The following is a 16,592-nucleotide window of genomic DNA, read 5'->3' on the forward strand; positions in this document are numbered from 1 at the left end:
GCATCCCGGGGGGTTGTCCTACATTGGGGGCATGAACCCGCCCCGCCCCCGCGTCGCGCTCTTCGTCACCTGCCTGGTGGACCTGTACCGGCCTTCCGTCGGCTTCGCCGCGCTGAAGCTGCTGGAGGAAGCGGGCTGCGAGGTGGTGGTGCCGGACACCCAAACCTGCTGCGGCCAGCCCGCCTACAACAGCGGGGACCGCGCCACCGCCACCGACCTGGCCCGCGCCGTGGTCGATGCCTTTTTCCCCTATGACTACACGGTGGTGCCCTCCGGCTCCTGCGCCGGGCAGATCGCGCACCACTACCCCGCGCTTTTCGCCGATGACCCGTTCTACCGGGGGAAGGCGGAGGCGCTGGGCGCCAAGACGCATGAGCTGACATCGTTCCTGTTCGATGTGCTCGGCCTGAAATCCGTCACGGCCCGCTATGACGGCATCGCCACCTACCACGACAGCTGCTCGGGCCTCCGCGAACTCGGCGTGAAGGCCCAGCCCCGCGCGCTGCTGAATAGCGTCGAAGGCCTGGCACTGAAGGAAATGGCGGAACCCGAGATCTGCTGCGGCTTCGGCGGCACCTTCTGCGTGAAGTATCCCGACATCTCCAACCGCATGGTCGGCGACAAGACCAAGGATGTGGCGGCGACGGGCGCGGACACGCTGCTGGCCGGCGACCTCGGCTGCCTGCTGAACATGGCGGGCAAGCTGAAGCGCGAAGGCTCCAGCGTTAAAGTCCGGCATGTGGCGGAGGTGCTCGCCGGCGTCACCGGCGATGTCGCGCCGATCGGGGAGGCTCACTGATGGTCCAGGTCACCTCCCCCGCCTTCAAGCGCAACGCCGCCGCGGCGCTCGAAGATGCGGGCCTCCAGAAGGCCCTCGGCAAGGCCAAGGGCGCCTTCCTCCAGCGCCGCGCCGCCGCCGTCGCCGCCCTGCCGGAGTTCGAGACGCTGCGCGACACCGGCCGCGACATCAAGAACCACACCCTCGCCAACCTCGATTTCTACCTCGAGACCTATGCCTCGAACGTCGAGAAGGCCGGCGGCCAGGTCCATTGGTGCTCCACCGCGGCCGATGCCCGCGCCGCCGTGCTCGACATCTGCCGCAAGGCCGGCGCGAAGACCGTCACCAAGGGCAAGTCGATGATCTCCGAGGAGATCGGCGTGAACGACCACCTGGAAGCCCATGGCATCCAGCCGGTCGAGACCGACCTCGGCGAGTACATCATCCAGCTTCGCCACGAACACCCCAGCCACATCATCGCCCCGGCCTTCCACCTGAACCGGGAGGATTGGGAAGCGCAGTTCCGCCTGTCCCACACCGATCTTCCCAAGGACCGCGTCTTCAACGAACGCCGCGACATCCTGGCCGAGGCCCGTACGCGCCTCCGCCAGAAATTCCTCGCGGCGGATGTCGGCATCACCGGCGCCAATTTCCTGATCGCGGAGACCGGCAGCAGCGTCATCGTCACCAATGAAGGCAATGGCGACCTGACGCAGACGCTGCCGCGCGTGCACATCGTCCTCGCCAGCATCGAGAAGGTCGTACCGACGCTGGAGGACTGCACCTCCCTCCTCCGCCTGCTGGCGCGCTCCGCCACCGGCCAGGATTTCTCCGTCTACACCACCTTCTCCACCGGCATCCGGCGCGAAGGCGACCTGGATGGGCCGGAGGAATACCACGTGGTGCTCATCGACAATGGCCGGTCCAACATGATGGGGACCGACTTCCAGGAGATGCTGCGCTGCATCCGCTGCGCCGCCTGCATGAATCACTGCCCGGTCTATGGCGCGGTCGGCGGGCATGCCTATGGCTGGGTCTATCCGGGCCCCATGGGCAGCGTGCTGACGCCCACACTGGTCGGCGTGGACAAGGCCGGGCATCTGCCCAACGCCAGCACCTTCTGCGGGAAGTGCGAAAGCGTCTGCCCCGTGAAGATTCCCCTGCCCAAGCTGATGCGCCATTGGCGGGAGCGGGAATTCGAACGCCACCTCTCGCCCCAGGGCATCCGCAGCAACATCGCCCTCTGGGCCTGGTTCGCGCGGCGCCCCTCCGCCTATCGCCTGGCAACCCGCCTCGGCATCGGTGCGCTGTCCCTGCTGAGCCGCGGCAAGGGGGCCTTCCGCTGGCTGCCCTTCGCCGGCGGATGGACCGAGGGGCGTGACCTGCCCGCACCCGAACCGGGAGGCACCTTCATGGCCCGCTATAAGGCGCAACAAGGAGCCCGCCGATGAGCGACCACGAGGCCGAGCGCGTGCATGGCCACCGCTTCCCCCAGAACCAGCCCGCCCGCGTTCCCCAGCGCCCGACCGGCACGCTGGCGGAAATCTACGCCGGCATCGATGCCGATACCCCCGCCGCCCGCCTGAACCAGGATCTGGACCGGATCGAACGGTCGCTCGCGAAGCTGGAACAAGCGGTGCAGGAGGCGTTCGAGGCCGAGCAGGCCATCGCGCAGCAGGGCGCCGACCAGGACCGGGGCGAATGAGCAAGGACGCCATCCTCGGCGCCATCCGCCGCGGCCTGAAGCGCGGCCCCCTGCCGGCCGACCAGCGCGCCATGCTGGAAGGCCGCCTGGCGACCCATCCGCGCCATCTGATCCCGGCGCGGTCCCGCCTGCCGCGGCCGGAGCAGATCGCGCTCTTCATCCGCAACGTGGAGAAGGAATTCGGCACGGTCGAACGGGTGCCGGATGTCTCCGCCATCCCCGGCGCCGTGGCGGATTTCCTCGCCGCCCAGAACCTGCCCGCCCGCCTGGTCGTGGCCCCCCACCCCGAACTCGCTTCCCTCGACTGGTCCGCCCGCCCGATGATCGAGCGTGAGGCCCGCGCCGCGCGGGATGGCGACGTCGTCTCCCTCCAGCATGGCTGGGCGGGTGTGGCGGAGACGGGAACCATCCTCTTCCCCTCCGACCCCGTCCGCCCCGCCACGCTGAACCTGCTGCCGGAGACGGAGATCGTCGTGCTGCGCGCCTCCGCCGTGGTCGGCGCCTATGAGGAAGCCTGGGACCGGCTGCGCGCCGAACGGCAGGATGCGATGACCGGCGGCTTCATGCCGCGCAACCTGATGTTCGTGACAGGCCCGTCGCGCAGCGCGGATATCGAGCAGACGCTGGAACTCGGCGCCCACGGTCCCCGCCGCCTGCATGTGCTTCTGGTGGAGGACGAACCCGCCCCCCGCATGGCCAGCCCCGCCGAGGCGCGGGCCGAGGCCCCCGTCCAGCCCGGCCAGCCCGCCGCCCCCGGCGACTGACCACCGGCCGTGATCCGACGCGCGCGACCCAAGGGGCTGAGCGGCACCGACCTCGCGCTGTGGCACGCCTACACCGCGGAGATCACGCCGCTCTTCGGCCGCGTGCGCCCCACTGCGCCGGAACCGCCGCCCCCGCCCCCCGTGCCGCCGGCGGAGCCGATCCTGGTGAAACCCGCCCCCGCGAAGCCCGCCGGCCGGCCCGCCATCCCGGAAATCCGCGTGGGCGAGGCGCCGGGCGGCCTCGACCGCAAGCGCTGGACGGCGCTGCGGCGCGGCGACATGCGCGCCGAACGAACGCTCGATCTGCATGGGCGGCGCGTGCAGGAAGCCCATGCGGCACTCCGCGCCTTCATCCATGACGCGGCGGCGGACGGCATCCGCACCGTCACGGTCGTGACGGGGAAGGGGCCGCAGCCCGAGGGCGGGATCCTGAAGCGCGAATTGCCGCACTGGCTGAATGCGCCGGACCTCCGGCCGCTGGTGCTGGGGGCGGCGCATCCGCATCCCACCAATGCCGGGGCGGTGAACCTGCTGCTGCGGCGGGTGCATCGGGCGAAGGGGTGGTAACGGTGCTTTCCAGGCCAGGTGGGGGGAACGCCGTTCCCCCCACACCCCCCATGCCAAGGGCCAGCGGGCCCTTGGAACCCAGGCCATTGATGACGGTCCAGGGGCGGTTCGCCCCTGGCCGGGGGTGCAGGGGGGCGGTGCCCCCCTGCTACTCATGACCCCCTTCGGCGCCCGCCTCCGCGCGCTCCGCCGCGCCCGCCGCGTCACCCTCAAGGACATGGCCGCAGCCCTCCAGGTCTCCTCCGCCTATCTCTCCGCGCTGGAGCACGGCCATCGCGGCCGCCCCTCCGCCGGCCTGGTCCACCAGGTGAACGAGTTCTTCGGCCTGATCTGGGACGAGGCCGAGGAGCTGTCGGAACTGGCAAAGCTCTCCCACCCCAAGGTCACGCTGGAGACCGGCGGCCTGACGCCGGAGGCGACGGCACTCGCCAACCGCCTCGCCGACACCATCCACCGCCTCACCCCGCAGACGGTGGCCGCCATGCACGCTTTGCTGGACCGGGAAGCACCGTCCGAGAAACCCCGCCTCCGCCGCGCCGCAGGCCGGTAGACGCAGGCCAGCCCGCGGGCTTTCATGACAGTCCCGTGACACCGCGAAGGCGCGTTCTTGTCCACCTCGGTCATGCTGCTGGTCCTGCTCGGCGCCGCCCTGCATGCCGGATGGAACGCGCTGGTGAAGTCGGGCGGCGACAAGCTGCTGGACACCGCGCTGGTGGTGCTGGGCTCCGCCACCCTGGCCGCCATCGCCATCCCCTTCCTGCCGCTGCCGGACCCCGCTTCCTGGCCCTTCCTGATCGCCTCCGGCGTCATCCACCTGCTGTATTTCTGGCTGGTCGCCGCCGCCTATGGCAGCGGGGAGATGAGCCTGGCCTACCCGCTGATGCGCGGCACCGCGCCGCTGCTGGTGGCGCTTCTCAGCGGTTCCGTGCTGGGGGAGGCACTCGGCCTGGCAGGCTGGGCGGGCGTAGTGCTGATCTGCGGCGGCGTGCTGGCCATGGCGTGGAAGCGCGGCGCGAAGCCGGACCTCCCAACCATCGGCTTCGCGCTCGCCAATGCGCTGGTCATCGCGACCTACACGCTGGTGGATGGCACCGGCGCGCGGGCGTCGGGCCATGCAGTTTCATACACCTTCTGGGTCTTCCTGCTGACGGCGCTGCTGTTTGTGGGCCTGGTCGCCTGGCAGCGCCCGGCGGCGCTGGCGGGCCATGTCCGCCGGCGCTGGCGCATCGGGCTGGGGGCGGGGATGGCGACGCTCGGCTCCTACGCCCTGGCGCTCTGGGCGATGACGCAGGCGCCCATCGCGGCGGTGGCGGCGCTGCGGGAATCCTCCATCCTGTTCGGCGTCGCGCTGGCGGCGCTGCTATTGGGGGAACGCCCGGGCCCGACGCGCATTGCCGGCGCGCTGGCCATCACCCTCGGCGCCGCCTGCCTCCGCCTCGTCTGAAGGATGTTTTCGAGTGCACCTCGCTGTCCTGGGGGCCGGGGCCATCGGCCCGGCCTCCGCCATCCTCGCCATCTCCCGCGGCCACAGCGCCATCCTCTGGTCGCCGTCCGGCGGCGGGATCGCGGGGATCGACGGCACGCTGCACGCGGAGGGCCTGATCACCGGCGCCTTCCCGGTCCCCACCACCACGAGCCTCGACGAAGCCTTCGCCGGCGCCGATGCCGCCTTCCTCGCCGTCCCCGCCTATGCCTTCGCTGATGTCCTGCCCCGCATCGCGGCGAGCCTGCCCGCGAACCTCCCCCTGCTGATCGCCCCCGCCGCCAGCCTGGCGCCGCTCGCGCTCGACGCGATGCTCGCCGCCCGCGGCGCGGACCCTGGGCGCGCCCCCATCGGCGCCATGGCCACCACCCCCGGCGGCGCCCGCCGCCTGGGGCCGGACCGGGTGAAGGTTGCGATGCTGCGCAGCGCGGTGGAGGTCGCCGCCATCCCCGCCGCCGCCGGCCCCGCCATGGCGGCCCTGGCCCAGGACCTGTTCGGCCATGAATGCCCGCCCTCGCCCGATGCGCTGCATGCGAGCCTGCTGAACCTGAACCCCATCGCCCATGCCGTGATGGCGCTGACCAACGTCACGCGCATGGAGCGCGGGGAGGCCTGGTCCCAATACGCCATGATGACCCCTGCGGCCTGCCGCATCATGGAAGCGATGGGCGCGGAGCGCGATGCGCTTGCCGCCCGCTTCGGCCATCGCCTGGACAGCCTCGCGAGCTTCCTGCAGCGCGCCAACGGCGTCCCCCCCGCGCCGCTCGCGGAAACCGCCGCCGCCATCGCCGCGAAACGCCCGGACGTCCTCGGCCCGAAGACCCTGGAAACCCGCTACGTGACAGAAGACGTGCCCTTCGGCCTGTCCTTCTACCTGGCCCTGGCCGGCACCACGCCGATGCCCGTCACATCGGCCGTGGTCACGGCGCTGGAGGCGCTGTGGGGCCGCGACCTTCGCGCCAACCCGGTCCTGGACGCGATCGACCTGGCCAGCCTGCCGCGCGGCCTGTGGGAAGGCATCGGCCGCGCCTGAACAAACCCGCCGCCCGGGGCGGCGGTGGGGGTCATGATCTTGCGCGGAACCCGCGCGCGGCTATGGTCCCGGCCATTCGTCCCAGGCCGCCAGGCCCCAATCGCAAGGATCGTCCATGGCCGACTACGTCGTTCCCCAGCCCGCCCAGGCGGCGCTGCCCGTCAAGGGCGGCGGCCTGTTCCCGGTGCGCCGCATCTTCTGCGTCGGCCGCAACTACGCCGAGCACGCGATCGAGATGGGTTCCGACCCGACGCGGGAGCCGCCCTTCTACTTCACCAAGCCCTCCGACGCCGTCGTCATCAACGACGCCGACATGCCCTACCCCTCCGTCACCAAGTCCCTGCACCATGAGATGGAGCTGGTCGTCGCCATCGGCACCGGCGGCGTGGACATCAAGATCGAGGACGCGCTGAAGCATGTCTGGGGCTACTGCTCCGGCCTCGACATGACGCGCCGCGACATCCAGAACGAGGCGAAGAAGACCGGCCGCCCCTGGGACATGGGCAAGGGCTTCGACCAGTCCGCCCCGATGGGCATGCTCGTCCCGGCGGCCGGCATCGATCCCTCCAAGGGCAAGATCGAGCTGCGCGTGAACGGCAAGGTCACGCAGACCTCAGACCTCTCCAAGCTCATCTGGTCCGTGCCGGAAGTGATCGCGAACCTCTCCGGCCTGGTGCGGCTGGAACCGGGCGACCTGATCATGACGGGCACGCCGGAAGGTGTCGCGGCCGTGGTCCGCGGCGATGTCCTCGAAGGCTTCGTCGAGGGTGTCGGCACGGTCAAGACCAAGATCGTTTGAGGTCGCATGGCGGTTCGGAAGAAGGGGGCGGAAGCCCCCGCGGTGATCCAGGCGGCCAGGCCGCTGCGCATCGTCACCTGGAACATCAATTCCGTCCGCCTCCGCCTGCCCCTGCTGGCGGATCTCGTCGCGGCGCTGAGCCCCGACGTGATCTGCCTGCAGGAGACGAAGTGCCCCGACGAACATTTCCCGCATGAGGGCGTCGAGGCCCTCGGCTTCGCCCATCGCGCCATCCGCGGGATGAAGGGCTACAACGGCGTCGCCATCCTCTCGAAGCTGCCCTTCGCGACGCGCGACGGCGCCGATCCCGATTGGTGCGGCAAGGGCGATTGCCGGCACCTGGCCGTGGAGATCGACGCCCCCGGCGGCGCGGTGGAGCTGCACGATTTCTATATCCCGGCCGGCGGCGACATCCCCGACCGCGAGAAGAACATCAAGTTCGCGCACAAGCTGGATTTCGTGGCGGAGGCCACCGCCTGGTCCGCGCAACGCAAGGCGGCTGGCGGCTTCAGGCGCGCGGTGCTGGTTGGCGACCTCAACATCGCGCCGCTGGAACATGATGTCTGGTCGCACAAGCAGTTGCTCGACGTCGTCAGCCATACGCCGATCGAGACCGCGGCCCTGACCGCGATGATGGCGGCCGGCGAGTGGCATGACGCGCTCCGCCACTTCGTCCCCGCCGATCAGAAGCTCTACACGTGGTGGTCCTACCGCGCCGCCGATTGGCGCGCCTCCGACCGCGGAAGGCGGCTGGACCACATGTGGGTCTCCCCCGACCTCGCCGGCGGCCTTCGCAGCCACACCGTGCTGAAGGACGCCCGCGGCTGGGAGAAGGCGTCAGACCACGTCCCCGTGCTGATCGAGGTCGCGACCTGATCCGCCGCTTTCTCCGTCGCTTCGGGCCGCTGCTCGGAGCCGTCCTGCTGCTGCAGACGGTGCTGGCGCCCTCGCTTTGCCTGGCGCGTGGCGCCGGGCATGCGGCGCTGGTGATGGAGATCTGCGGGCCGGACGGCCTGAAGCGCGTCGCCATCGGCGCCGATGGCCAGGTCCTGCCCCTGCCGGCGCATGACCCGGCGGAACACGGCCCCGGCTTCTGCCCCGCCTGCCACGCCGTGCCCGCGGTCGCGGCGCTCGACCCGCCGCTGCTGCCCACGCCCCATTGGGTGCGCGTGGCGCAGGCGGACGCCCTCCCCCAATCCACCGCGCCGCGCCCGCCCATCCGCGGGCCGCCGCTCGGCGCCCAGGCTCCCCCCCTCTCCTGACGGTCCGCGCGGCACCGCGCCGCGCCTTCGCGCACCTATCAGGACAGGAACGGAACCATCATGCGTCTCATCACGCGTTGCCGGCTGCTGGCCGGCACGGCGCTGCTCGCGCCCACCCTCGCTTTCGCCCAGGAAGCCACCCCGGGCATCTCCATCACCGTCACCGCGCCGCCCATCCCGGCCGCCGCAGCGACACCTTCCAACGAACAGGCGACCGAGGAAGCCCGCCGCATCCCCGGCAACGTCTCCATCGTGCCGGCGGAGCGTTTCCTCGACCGCCCCGGCTCGACCACGCTGCGGGAGATGCTGGACCTCACCCCCGGTGTCTTCGCCCAGCCGAAATGGGGCGAGGATTCGCGCCTTTCGATCCGCGGCTCCGGCCTGGCCCGGAACTTCCACCTGCGCGGCGTGCGCCTGACGCTGGATGGCATGCCGCTCAACCAGGCCGATGGCAGCGGTGATTTCCAGGAACTGGATGCGCAGCTTCTGCAGCGGCTGGAGGTGTTCCGCGGCGGCAACGCCTTCGCCCTCGGCGCCAACACGCTGGGCGGCGCGCTCAACGGCGTGTCCCAGACCGCGCAGAGCAACCCCGGCGGCACGGTCCGCCTGGAAGCCGGCAGCCATGGCTTTGCCCGCGGCTTGCTGAGCTATGGCGCCACGGCCGGTCAGGCCGATGCCTTCATCGCCTATTCCACCCTCAGCCAGGAAGGGTTCCGCGACCACAGCGCCGGCCGCAGCCAGCGCGTCAACGGCAATGTCGGCTATCGCTGGTCGGACAATGCGGAGACACGCTTCTACGTCACCTACAACAACATCTGGCAGCAGATCCCCGGCGCCGTGACGCGCGCCCAGGCGCTGCGGTCGCCCCGCACCGCCGCTAGCGCCAACCTGACGGGCGACTACCAGCGCAACATCGAAAGCCTCCGCCTCGGCAGCCGCACCGCGGTCCGGCCGATGGAAGGTGTGCTGCTGGAAGCCGGCATCAGCATGGTGCGGCGTGAACTGGACCACCCGATCTTCCAGTACATCGACCAGCGCAACGACGATGTCGGCGCCTATGCCCGCGCCACGCTGGATGGCGTGGTGGGCGGCATGGACCACCGCCTGGTGGTCGGCGCCAATGCCGCGATCGGCGTCACCGACAGCAACCGGTACCTGAACATCGGCGGCCGCGCCGGCACGCGCACCGCCTCCTCCCTCGACCGCGCGCGCACCAACGACCTCTACGCCGAAAGCACGCTGCGGGTGCGCCCCGATGTCGCGATCATCACCGGCCTCCAGGCCGGGGAGGCCTATCGTGCCTCCCGCGACCGCTTCCTGACGGAAGCCGTCACATCCGCCGATCCCTTCCGCGACGACAGCGGCAGCGGCCACTGGCAGTGGCTGAACCCGCGCTTCGGTGCGCTGTGGGACGTGACGGACCAGGCGCAGCTCTTTGCCAACCTCACCTGGAGCACGGAGCCGCCGACGCTGTCGGATCTCACGCCGCTCGTGGCCGTGGGCGGCTTCTCCCGCCTCGACGCGCAGCGCGCCGTGACGGCGGAGGTGGGCACGCGCGGCCGGCAGGGCGACCTCAGCTACGAGGTCACGCTCTACCGATCCTGGATCAAGGATGAGATCCAGCTCCTCGCGGGCCCCACGGCGGGCACGTCGCTGGCGCAGAATGTCGACCGCACCATCCACCAGGGGATCGAGGCCGGGGCGGATTGGCTGGCGGCGCGGGATTCCATCGTGGTCGGCGACACGCTGCGGCTGCGCGGCGCCTACACCTTCAGCGATTTCCGCTTCGACGGGGACCGCAGCTTCGGCGACAACGAGTTGCCCGGCGCGCCCCGGCACCTGCTGCGCGCCGAACTCCGCTACGCCCATCCCGCCGGCTTCTGGGTGGCGCCGAACCTGGATTGGGTGCCGCAATCCTTCTACGCGGACAACGCCAACACGCTGAAGACCAGCAGCTACGCCCTGTTCGGGCTGCGCGGGGGCTGGGATGTCGGCCATGGCGTGACCGTCTTCGCGGAGGCGCGGAACCTCGGCGACACGCGCTACATTTCCAGCACCAGCGTGGCGACGGTGGCGAATGCGAACAGCGCGCTGTTCGAACCGGGCTTCGGCCGCAGCGCCTATGCGGGGGTGCAGTTCCGCTTCTGAAACCCGCCCGCCCCCTGGGCATGAAAAACGGCCGCCGGCTTCCACCGGCGGCCCCGCTCATTCAGCTACGGTTGCCGCCGCCGCTGCTCTGTCCGCCCTTGCGGCCGGCCTCGGACGCCTTCTCCCGGTCCTGCGCGAAATTGCCGGGGTTGTTCTGCGCGCCGCCGCCGCCCTGGCTCTGCTGGCCGCCGCTGCGGCCGGCCTCGGACGCCTTTTCCCGGTCATTGGCGAAGTTGCCGGGGTTGTTTTCCTTGCCCTGGCTCTGCCCGCCGACGCGGCCGGCCTCGGCTGCCTTCTCCCGGTCATTCGCGAAGTTACCGGGGTTGTTGTCCTTACCCAGGTGCGTGCCGCCGACATGGCCGGCGCGCGCGGCCTTCTCCGGGTCATTCGCGAAGTTGCCGGGGTTGTTCTCCCGCCCCTGGTGCTGGCCGCCGGTGCGGCCGGCCTCGGACGCCTTCTCGCGGTCATTCGCGAAATTGCCGGGATTCGAATTGCCCTGGTTGTTGCTGGCCATGATGTCGTTCTCCCATCTCTCACTCGGTTGGGGCCGCCGGTTTTCCCCCGCTGGCCCATCCTCCGCCGGCCTTGCGGGCCTGCTTCGGGGACGGGCGGAAGAACGCGACCGGCGCCGTCGCGGATGCGCGTGTTGAGGGGATTTCACGCGATGCGTTCGCGCAGCGGTGCCGAACCGTGCCGGTCGTGCGGCGCGCGCGTTCCCGCTGCCGCTGCTCACGAGTTAGGAATCCTGGCCGGAACCGCAGCGCAGCATGGCGCGTTCTGAGGGGCATCCAGGACGTCCGGATGGTCCGGGGCAGCGGCGGTCACGCCGCGCGGCACGATGCCGTTCGCCCGTCCATCCGCCCCCTGACCAAAGGAGATCAGGATGAACGAGGCCCCGCCTTGTGCCGCCCAGCCTTGCGCCACCGCGCCTCGTGACGCGGATGCACGCCCCGTGCTGCTCTGCCTCTCGCACCTCCGCTGGGATTTCGTCTTCCAGCGGCCGCAGCACCTGATGACGCGCGCGGCGGCGGACCATGAGGTGATCTTCCTGGAGGAACCGCTCCACCAGGATGTCGCCGCCCCGCACCTCGATTGCTCGCCCCGTCCCGGCGGCGTCACCGTCGCGCAGCCGATCCTGCCGCATGGCACCACGCCCGATGCCGCCGTCGCCGCGCAGCGCGCGCTGCTGGACGATTGGCTGGCGCAGCGCGCCGGCCGCAAGCTGGTCGCCTGGTTCTACACGCCGATGGCGCTCGCCTTCGCCGGGCATTTGCATCCCGACGTCACCGTCTATGACTGCATGGATGAACTCTCCGCCTTCCGCGGCGCGCCGCCGGCGATGCTGGAGATGGAGCGCCGCCTGATCGCCCGCGCCGACCTCGTCTTCACCGGCGGCCGCAGCCTGTACGAGGCGAAGCGCAACCGGCACGCCCGCGTCCATTGCTTCCCCTCCTCGATCGATACCGCGCATTTCGGCCAGGCGCGCCTCGGTCCGGCGGAGCCGGAGGCGATGCGCGGCCTGAAGCATCCGCGCCTCGGCTTCTTCGGCGTCATCGACGAACGCATGGACCTCGACCTCGTGGCCAAGCTCGCCGCGCTGCGGCCCAACTGGTCCTTCATCATGGTCGGCCCGGTCGTGAAGATCGAGGAAGCCGCCCTGCCGCGCGCCGCCAACATCCATTGGCTCGGCGGTCGCGGCTATGCGGACCTGCCCGCGCATCTCGCGCATTGGGACATCGGCTTCATGCCCTTCGCGCTGAACGACAGCACGCGCTTCATCAGCCCCACCAAGACGCCCGAATTCCTCGCCGCCGGCCTGCCTGTCGTCTCCACCCCCGTCCTGGACGTGGTGCGGGACTACGCCGATGCGGGGCTGGTGGAGATCGCGGAGGATGCGGCCGCCATGGCCGCGAAGGCGGAAATGATGCTGGCGCGGGATCGCGGGCCCTGGCTCGCCCGCGTCGATGCGCAGCTCGCCCGCAATTCCTGGGACATCACCTGGGCGCGCATGGCCGGGCTGATCGGCGATGTCACAGTGCCGCAGGTATCGGCGGCGCGCGCGGGTGCCGGCCGTGCCTTCCACACCATTCGCGCAGCGGGGGCGGCCCATGTTTGATTGGCTCATCGTGGGGGCCGGCTTCGCCGGTTCCGTCCTGGCCGAGCGCCTGGCGACGCAGCGCGGCGACAAGGTGCTGGTCATCGACAAGCGCGACCACATCGCGGGCAATGCCTATGACCATCTCGACGAAGCCGGCCTGCTGATCCACCGCTACGGCCCGCACATCTTCCACACGAACAGCGAAGCGGTGTTCGGCCACCTCTCGAAGTTCACAACGTGGCGCGACTATGAGCACCGCGTGCTGGCGGAGGTGGTAAGCCCCACCACCGGGCAGAAGGTGCAGGTGCCGATGCCCATCAACCTCGACACCATCAACACCCTCTATGGCCTGTCGCTGACGGAGGAGGAGGTCGAGGGCTGGATGGCGGCACGGGCGGAAAAGCCCGGGCAGATCCGCACGAGCGAGGATGTGGTCGTCTCCAAGGTCGGGCGGGAGCTCTACGAACTCTTCTTCCGCGGCTATACGCGCAAGCAATGGGCACTCGACCCCAGCGAGCTCGACAAGTCGGTCACCGCCCGCGTGCCCACGCGCACCAACACCGATGACCGCTACTTCACCGACCGCTTCCAGGCGATGCCGCAGGATGGCTACACCGCGATGTTCGCCCGCATGCTGGACCAGCCCGGCATTACGGTCCGCACCGGCCTCGACTTCGCGGAAGCCCGCAAGCGCTTCAGCTTCCGCCGCGTCATCTGGACGGGGCCGGTCGATGAGTATTTCGGCTTCCGCTACGGCAAGCTGCCCTATCGCAGCCTGAAGTTCCGGCATGAGACGCTGGACCGCGAATGGGCGCTGCCGACCGGCACGGTGAACCACCCGGCGGAGGAGACGCCCTTCACCCGCGTCTCCGAATACAAGTGGATCACGGGCCAGCAGCACCCCAGGACCAGCGTGACCTATGAATTCCCGTCGGCGGAGGGCGACCCCTACTACCCCATCCCGCGCCCGGAGAACGCCGCGCTCTACAAGCGGTACGAGGCGCTGGCCGATGCGGAGCAGGACACCTGGTTCGTCGGGCGGCTCGCCACCTACCGCTACTACAACATGGACCAGGTGGTGGGTCAGGCGCTGGCGACCTTCGAGCGCATCCAGAAGGTGGTGCCGCCGGCCGCCGCGAATGACGAGACCGCCGCCCGCGTCGCCGCTGGCGACTGACAGGCCGGCCCGCATACCGCGCGAAGACGGCGCGCGGGATCCGGTAACCGGCCGCCTGCTGGCGGCGCCGGAGGGGCGGAGGCGAGGCTGCTGCGCGGGTGAGCCCGGGGGGAACGCTGTTCCCCCCGTACCCCCCATGCCAAGGGGCAGCGGCCCCTTGGAACCCATGAGATACAACGACGAAGGGGGGAGGGGGCTTCGGCCCCCTCCCCCCTTCGTCGTTATGCCCCCGGTCCAGGGTCCGGTTGGACCCTGGCGAGGGGGTGCAGGGGGAGCAGCGCTCACCCTGCGGCAACCCGCGCTACTCCGCCGCCTGCTTCGCCGGCTCCGTCCCCGGCATCCGCACCCGCAGCCTGCGTATCCGCCTTGGATCCGCGTCCAGCACCCGGAATTCCAGGCCGGAAGGGTGGGAGATCAGTTCCCCCCGCGCCGGCACGCGCCCCGCCAGGGTGAAGACCAGCCCGCCGACGGTATCGATGTCGGAGTTGCGCTCCTCCTCCGTCAGCACGCTGCCGAACTTGGCCTCGAAGGCTTCGACGGTGGTGCGGGCGTCGAGTTCCACCGTCCCGTCGGGCCGGTCCTGCATGGTCACGGGCGTGACCTCGTCGTGCTCGTCGGCGATGTCGCCGACGATGGTCTCGACCAGATCCTCGATCGTCACCAGCCCGTCGATGCCGCCATATTCGTCCACCACCAGCGCCATGTGGATCCGCGCCGCGCGCATCTGCAGCAGCAGGTCCAGCACCGGCATGGTTGGCACCACGAACAACGGCCGCCGCATGATCGCCTTCAGGGAGAAGGTCGCGGGGTCCCGCCCCACGGCGGCGAAGACGTCCTTGATGTGCACCATCCCCGCGATGTCATCGAGGTTCTGGCGATAAACCGGGAAGCGGCTGTGGCCTTCGCGCTGGATCAGCCGGATCGCCTGGTCGAGCGTCAAATCCTCCGGCATCGCCAGGATGTCGGCGCGCGGCACCATGACGTCATAGGCCGTCTTGTCCCGCAGCAGCAGCACGTTGGACAGCAGCAGCCTTTCGTTCAGGTCGAGCCCGCTGCCGTCATGCTCCGCCGCGCGGTTGGCGCGCTCCTCCTCCCGGCTTTCCAGCAATTCCTCGACCCGGTCGCGGACGCTTTCATTCTCACGCCGCCCGAGCAGGGTCTGCAGGCGCCCGAAGAAGCTGTTGCGGCGGTCATGGGCGGATTGGCCGTTGCCCCCGCTCATGGCACCAGCCGCGCGCGCGTCGCGGCGGCACCCTCTTTCCAAGGGTTGGGCCGGCCGAGGCGCCGCATCACGCGCGCTTCCGCCTGTTCCATCCGCCTGGCCTCGCCGGCCTCCAGATGGTCATGCCCCGCCAGATGCAGCGCGCCATGCGCCACAAGATGCGCCAAATGGTCCGCGGGCCGGCGGCCATTCTGCCGCGCCTCCCGCCGCACCACGCCGAGTGCCAGGGCGATGTCACCGAGGTGCCCCGGCATGCCGCCGGGGAAGGACAGCACATTGGTGGGCTTGGCTTTCGCGCGGTGATCGCTGTTGAGGCGCCGCACCGTGGCGTCATCCGCCAGCAGCACCGTGACGGCGCCTTCGACCCCGGCTTCGCGCAGCGCAGCCTCGGCGGCCTGCCTGGCGAGTGCCTCAGGCCGCTTCACGGCGGCGCGCCATCCGGGCGCCGCGAGGACGACGGTGATCTCCGCCGCCCCATTCCCGATCCCAGCGCCACCAGGGAGATTCCCTGCCGCGCCGGGCGGTCTACTTAACGGTTCCATCCTTCTCCTTCTGCCCCCGGCCCCGCTGGGCGGCCTCATCCAGGCGCCCATAGGCCGCGACGATGCGTGCCACGAGGGGATGCCTTACCACATCCCGTTCCGCAAATCGCGCCACCGCGATGCCATCCACCCCGTCGAGAATCGCCAGCGCCTCGTTCAACCCGGATTTCTGCCCGGGCGGCAGGTCGATCTGGGTCGGGTCGCCGGTGACGACCATGCGGCTGCCATGCCCCATGCGGGTCAGGAACATCTTCATCTGGGCCGGCGTGGTGTTCTGCGCCTCGTCCAGGATGGCGTAGCAATGGGCGAGCGTCCGGCCGCGCATGAAGGCCAGCGGCGCGACCTCGATCTCCCCGGCCTCGATCCGCCGCTTCACCTGTTCGGCCGGCATCATGTCATACAGCGCGTCGTAAAGCGGGCGAAGGTAGGGATCGACCTTCTCCTTCATGTCCCCGGGCAGGAAGCCCAGGCGCTCCCCCGCCTCCACCGCCGGCCGGGACAGCACGATGCGATCGACCCGCCCGGCCTGCAGCAGGGCGACCCCCTGCGCGACGGCCAGGTAGGTCTTGCCCGTGCCCGCCGGGCCGATGCCGAAGACCATGTCGTTGCGGGCCAGCATGTCCATATAGGCGGCCTGGGCGGGGGTGCGCGGCGCGATCGCGCCCTTCCGCGTCCGGATCGCGGGGATGTCCTGCAGCGGCAGGCGTGGGTCGGCTTCCTGCACGCCCTCAGCCATCCGCATCGCTGCCTCCACCTCCGCCGATCCCACCGCCTCACCCTTCTGCAACTGCCGCCACAGCGCACCAAGCGCCGCTTCCGCCACTTCCGTCCGTTCGGGCGTGCCCGTCACGGTCAGCCGGTTGCCCCGGCTGTTGAGCCTTATCCCCAGCCGGACCTCGATCCGCGCCAGGTTGCGGTCATGCTCCCCGTACAGCAGCGGGACCAGCGCATTGTCATCGAACTGCATCGTGACCACGCGCTGGGCGGGCTGGTCGGCCGAGGCGAGGCGCTGTC

The 16,592-nt window shown here is 70.4% G+C and carries 18 protein-coding genes; 14 read left to right on the top strand and 4 right to left on the bottom strand.

The window, feature by feature from the left end; all coding sequences use genetic code 11:
* The first annotated feature begins 31 nt into the window (after nucleotides 1-31).
* The 12 genes from ACTIE5_RS27635 (at nucleotide 32) to ACTIE5_RS27690 (ending at nucleotide 10,539) form a co-directional block, all read left to right on the top strand.
* Nucleotides 32-799 carry a (Fe-S)-binding protein gene (locus ACTIE5_RS27635; protein WP_439552959.1) on the top strand — a complete coding sequence of 256 codons (768 nt, stop codon included), beginning with the start codon at nucleotides 32-34 and terminating at the stop codon, nucleotides 797-799.
* The gene (locus ACTIE5_RS27640; RefSeq protein ID WP_439552960.1) at nucleotides 799-2,229 is read left to right on the top strand and encodes a LutB/LldF family L-lactate oxidation iron-sulfur protein; all 1,431 of its coding nucleotides are present in this window, start codon (nucleotides 799-801) and stop codon (nucleotides 2,227-2,229) included. Before ACTIE5_RS27635 ends, ACTIE5_RS27640 begins: the two co-directional genes overlap by 1 nt.
* Nucleotides 2,226-2,483 (top strand): hypothetical protein, encoded by a 258-nt coding sequence (locus tag ACTIE5_RS27645; protein WP_439552961.1) that lies wholly within the window; start codon nucleotides 2,226-2,228, stop codon nucleotides 2,481-2,483. Before ACTIE5_RS27640 ends, ACTIE5_RS27645 begins: the two co-directional genes overlap by 4 nt.
* A complete protein-coding gene (locus tag ACTIE5_RS27650; protein WP_439552962.1) occupies nucleotides 2,480-3,247 on the top strand; it encodes a LutC/YkgG family protein in 768 nt (255 codons plus the stop codon). Before ACTIE5_RS27645 ends, ACTIE5_RS27650 begins: the two co-directional genes overlap by 4 nt.
* 9 nt (nucleotides 3,248-3,256) lie before the next feature.
* Entirely contained in the window at nucleotides 3,257-3,814 is a 558-nt protein-coding gene (locus ACTIE5_RS27655; RefSeq protein ID WP_439552963.1) for a Smr/MutS family protein, read from the top strand.
* Nucleotides 3,815-3,968: 154 nt separating this feature from the next.
* A complete protein-coding gene (locus tag ACTIE5_RS27660) occupies nucleotides 3,969-4,364 on the top strand; it encodes a helix-turn-helix domain-containing protein (RefSeq protein WP_439552964.1) in 396 nt (131 codons plus the stop codon).
* A 57-nt stretch (nucleotides 4,365-4,421) separates the two neighbouring features.
* Entirely contained in the window at nucleotides 4,422-5,258 is an 837-nt protein-coding gene (locus ACTIE5_RS27665) for an EamA family transporter (protein WP_439552965.1), read from the top strand.
* 13 nt (nucleotides 5,259-5,271) lie between these two features.
* A complete protein-coding gene (locus ACTIE5_RS27670; protein WP_439552966.1) occupies nucleotides 5,272-6,330 on the top strand; it encodes an NAD/NADP octopine/nopaline dehydrogenase family protein in 1,059 nt (352 codons plus the stop codon).
* A 115-nt stretch (nucleotides 6,331-6,445) separates the two neighbouring features.
* Nucleotides 6,446-7,129, top strand: a complete 684-nt coding sequence (locus ACTIE5_RS27675) for a fumarylacetoacetate hydrolase family protein (RefSeq protein ID WP_439552967.1) — start codon at nucleotides 6,446-6,448, stop codon at nucleotides 7,127-7,129.
* 6 nt (nucleotides 7,130-7,135) lie between these two features.
* Nucleotides 7,136-8,005, top strand: coding sequence for an exodeoxyribonuclease III (locus ACTIE5_RS27680; RefSeq protein ID WP_439552968.1), 870 nt, complete (start codon nucleotides 7,136-7,138; stop codon nucleotides 8,003-8,005).
* A gap of 59 nt (nucleotides 8,006-8,064) precedes the next feature.
* Nucleotides 8,065-8,391: a hypothetical protein gene (locus tag ACTIE5_RS27685; RefSeq protein ID WP_092959280.1), complete on the top strand. Its 327-nt coding sequence runs from the start codon at nucleotides 8,065-8,067 to the stop codon at nucleotides 8,389-8,391.
* A gap of 60 nt (nucleotides 8,392-8,451) precedes the next feature.
* Nucleotides 8,452-10,539, top strand: coding sequence for a TonB-dependent receptor family protein (locus ACTIE5_RS27690; protein ID WP_439552969.1), 2,088 nt, complete (start codon nucleotides 8,452-8,454; stop codon nucleotides 10,537-10,539).
* 61 nt (nucleotides 10,540-10,600) lie between these two features.
* On the opposite strand, the gene ACTIE5_RS27695 is transcribed toward ACTIE5_RS27690, so the two are convergent.
* Nucleotides 10,601-11,053 (bottom strand): general stress protein, encoded by a 453-nt coding sequence (locus ACTIE5_RS27695; protein WP_439552970.1) that lies wholly within the window; start codon nucleotides 11,051-11,053, stop codon nucleotides 10,601-10,603.
* A 369-nt stretch (nucleotides 11,054-11,422) separates the two neighbouring features.
* Here ACTIE5_RS27695 and ACTIE5_RS27700 point away from each other — a divergent pair, with 369 nt between their 5' ends.
* Together ACTIE5_RS27700 and glf are read left to right on the top strand one after the other, a co-directional pair.
* Nucleotides 11,423-12,655 carry a glycosyltransferase family 1 protein gene (locus ACTIE5_RS27700; RefSeq protein WP_439552971.1) on the top strand — a complete coding sequence of 411 codons (1,233 nt, stop codon included), beginning with the start codon at nucleotides 11,423-11,425 and terminating at the stop codon, nucleotides 12,653-12,655.
* Nucleotides 12,648-13,814 carry a UDP-galactopyranose mutase gene (gene glf, locus ACTIE5_RS27705; protein ID WP_439552972.1) on the top strand — a complete coding sequence of 389 codons (1,167 nt, stop codon included), beginning with the start codon at nucleotides 12,648-12,650 and terminating at the stop codon, nucleotides 13,812-13,814. Before ACTIE5_RS27700 ends, glf begins: the two co-directional genes overlap by 8 nt.
* A 301-nt stretch (nucleotides 13,815-14,115) precedes the next feature.
* On the opposite strand, the gene ACTIE5_RS27710 is transcribed toward glf, so the two are convergent.
* The 3 genes from ACTIE5_RS27710 to ACTIE5_RS27720 form a co-directional block, all read right to left on the bottom strand.
* Nucleotides 14,116-15,036 (bottom strand): hemolysin family protein, encoded by a 921-nt coding sequence (locus ACTIE5_RS27710; RefSeq protein ID WP_439552973.1) that lies wholly within the window; start codon nucleotides 15,034-15,036, stop codon nucleotides 14,116-14,118.
* On the bottom strand, nucleotides 15,033-15,461 hold the full coding sequence (ybeY, locus tag ACTIE5_RS27715) for an rRNA maturation RNase YbeY (protein ID WP_439552974.1): 429 nt from the start codon (nucleotides 15,459-15,461) through the stop codon (nucleotides 15,033-15,035). The genes ACTIE5_RS27710 and ybeY overlap by 4 nt, the downstream gene beginning before the upstream one ends.
* Nucleotides 15,462-15,561: 100 nt before the next feature.
* Nucleotides 15,562-16,545 (bottom strand): PhoH family protein, encoded by a 984-nt coding sequence (locus tag ACTIE5_RS27720; RefSeq protein WP_439553083.1) that lies wholly within the window; start codon nucleotides 16,543-16,545, stop codon nucleotides 15,562-15,564.
* Nucleotides 16,546-16,592 lie beyond the last annotated feature (47 nt).

Source organism: Falsiroseomonas sp. (assembly GCF_051859025.1).
In the GTDB taxonomy this organism is placed as follows: domain Bacteria; phylum Pseudomonadota; class Alphaproteobacteria; order Acetobacterales; family Acetobacteraceae; genus Falsiroseomonas.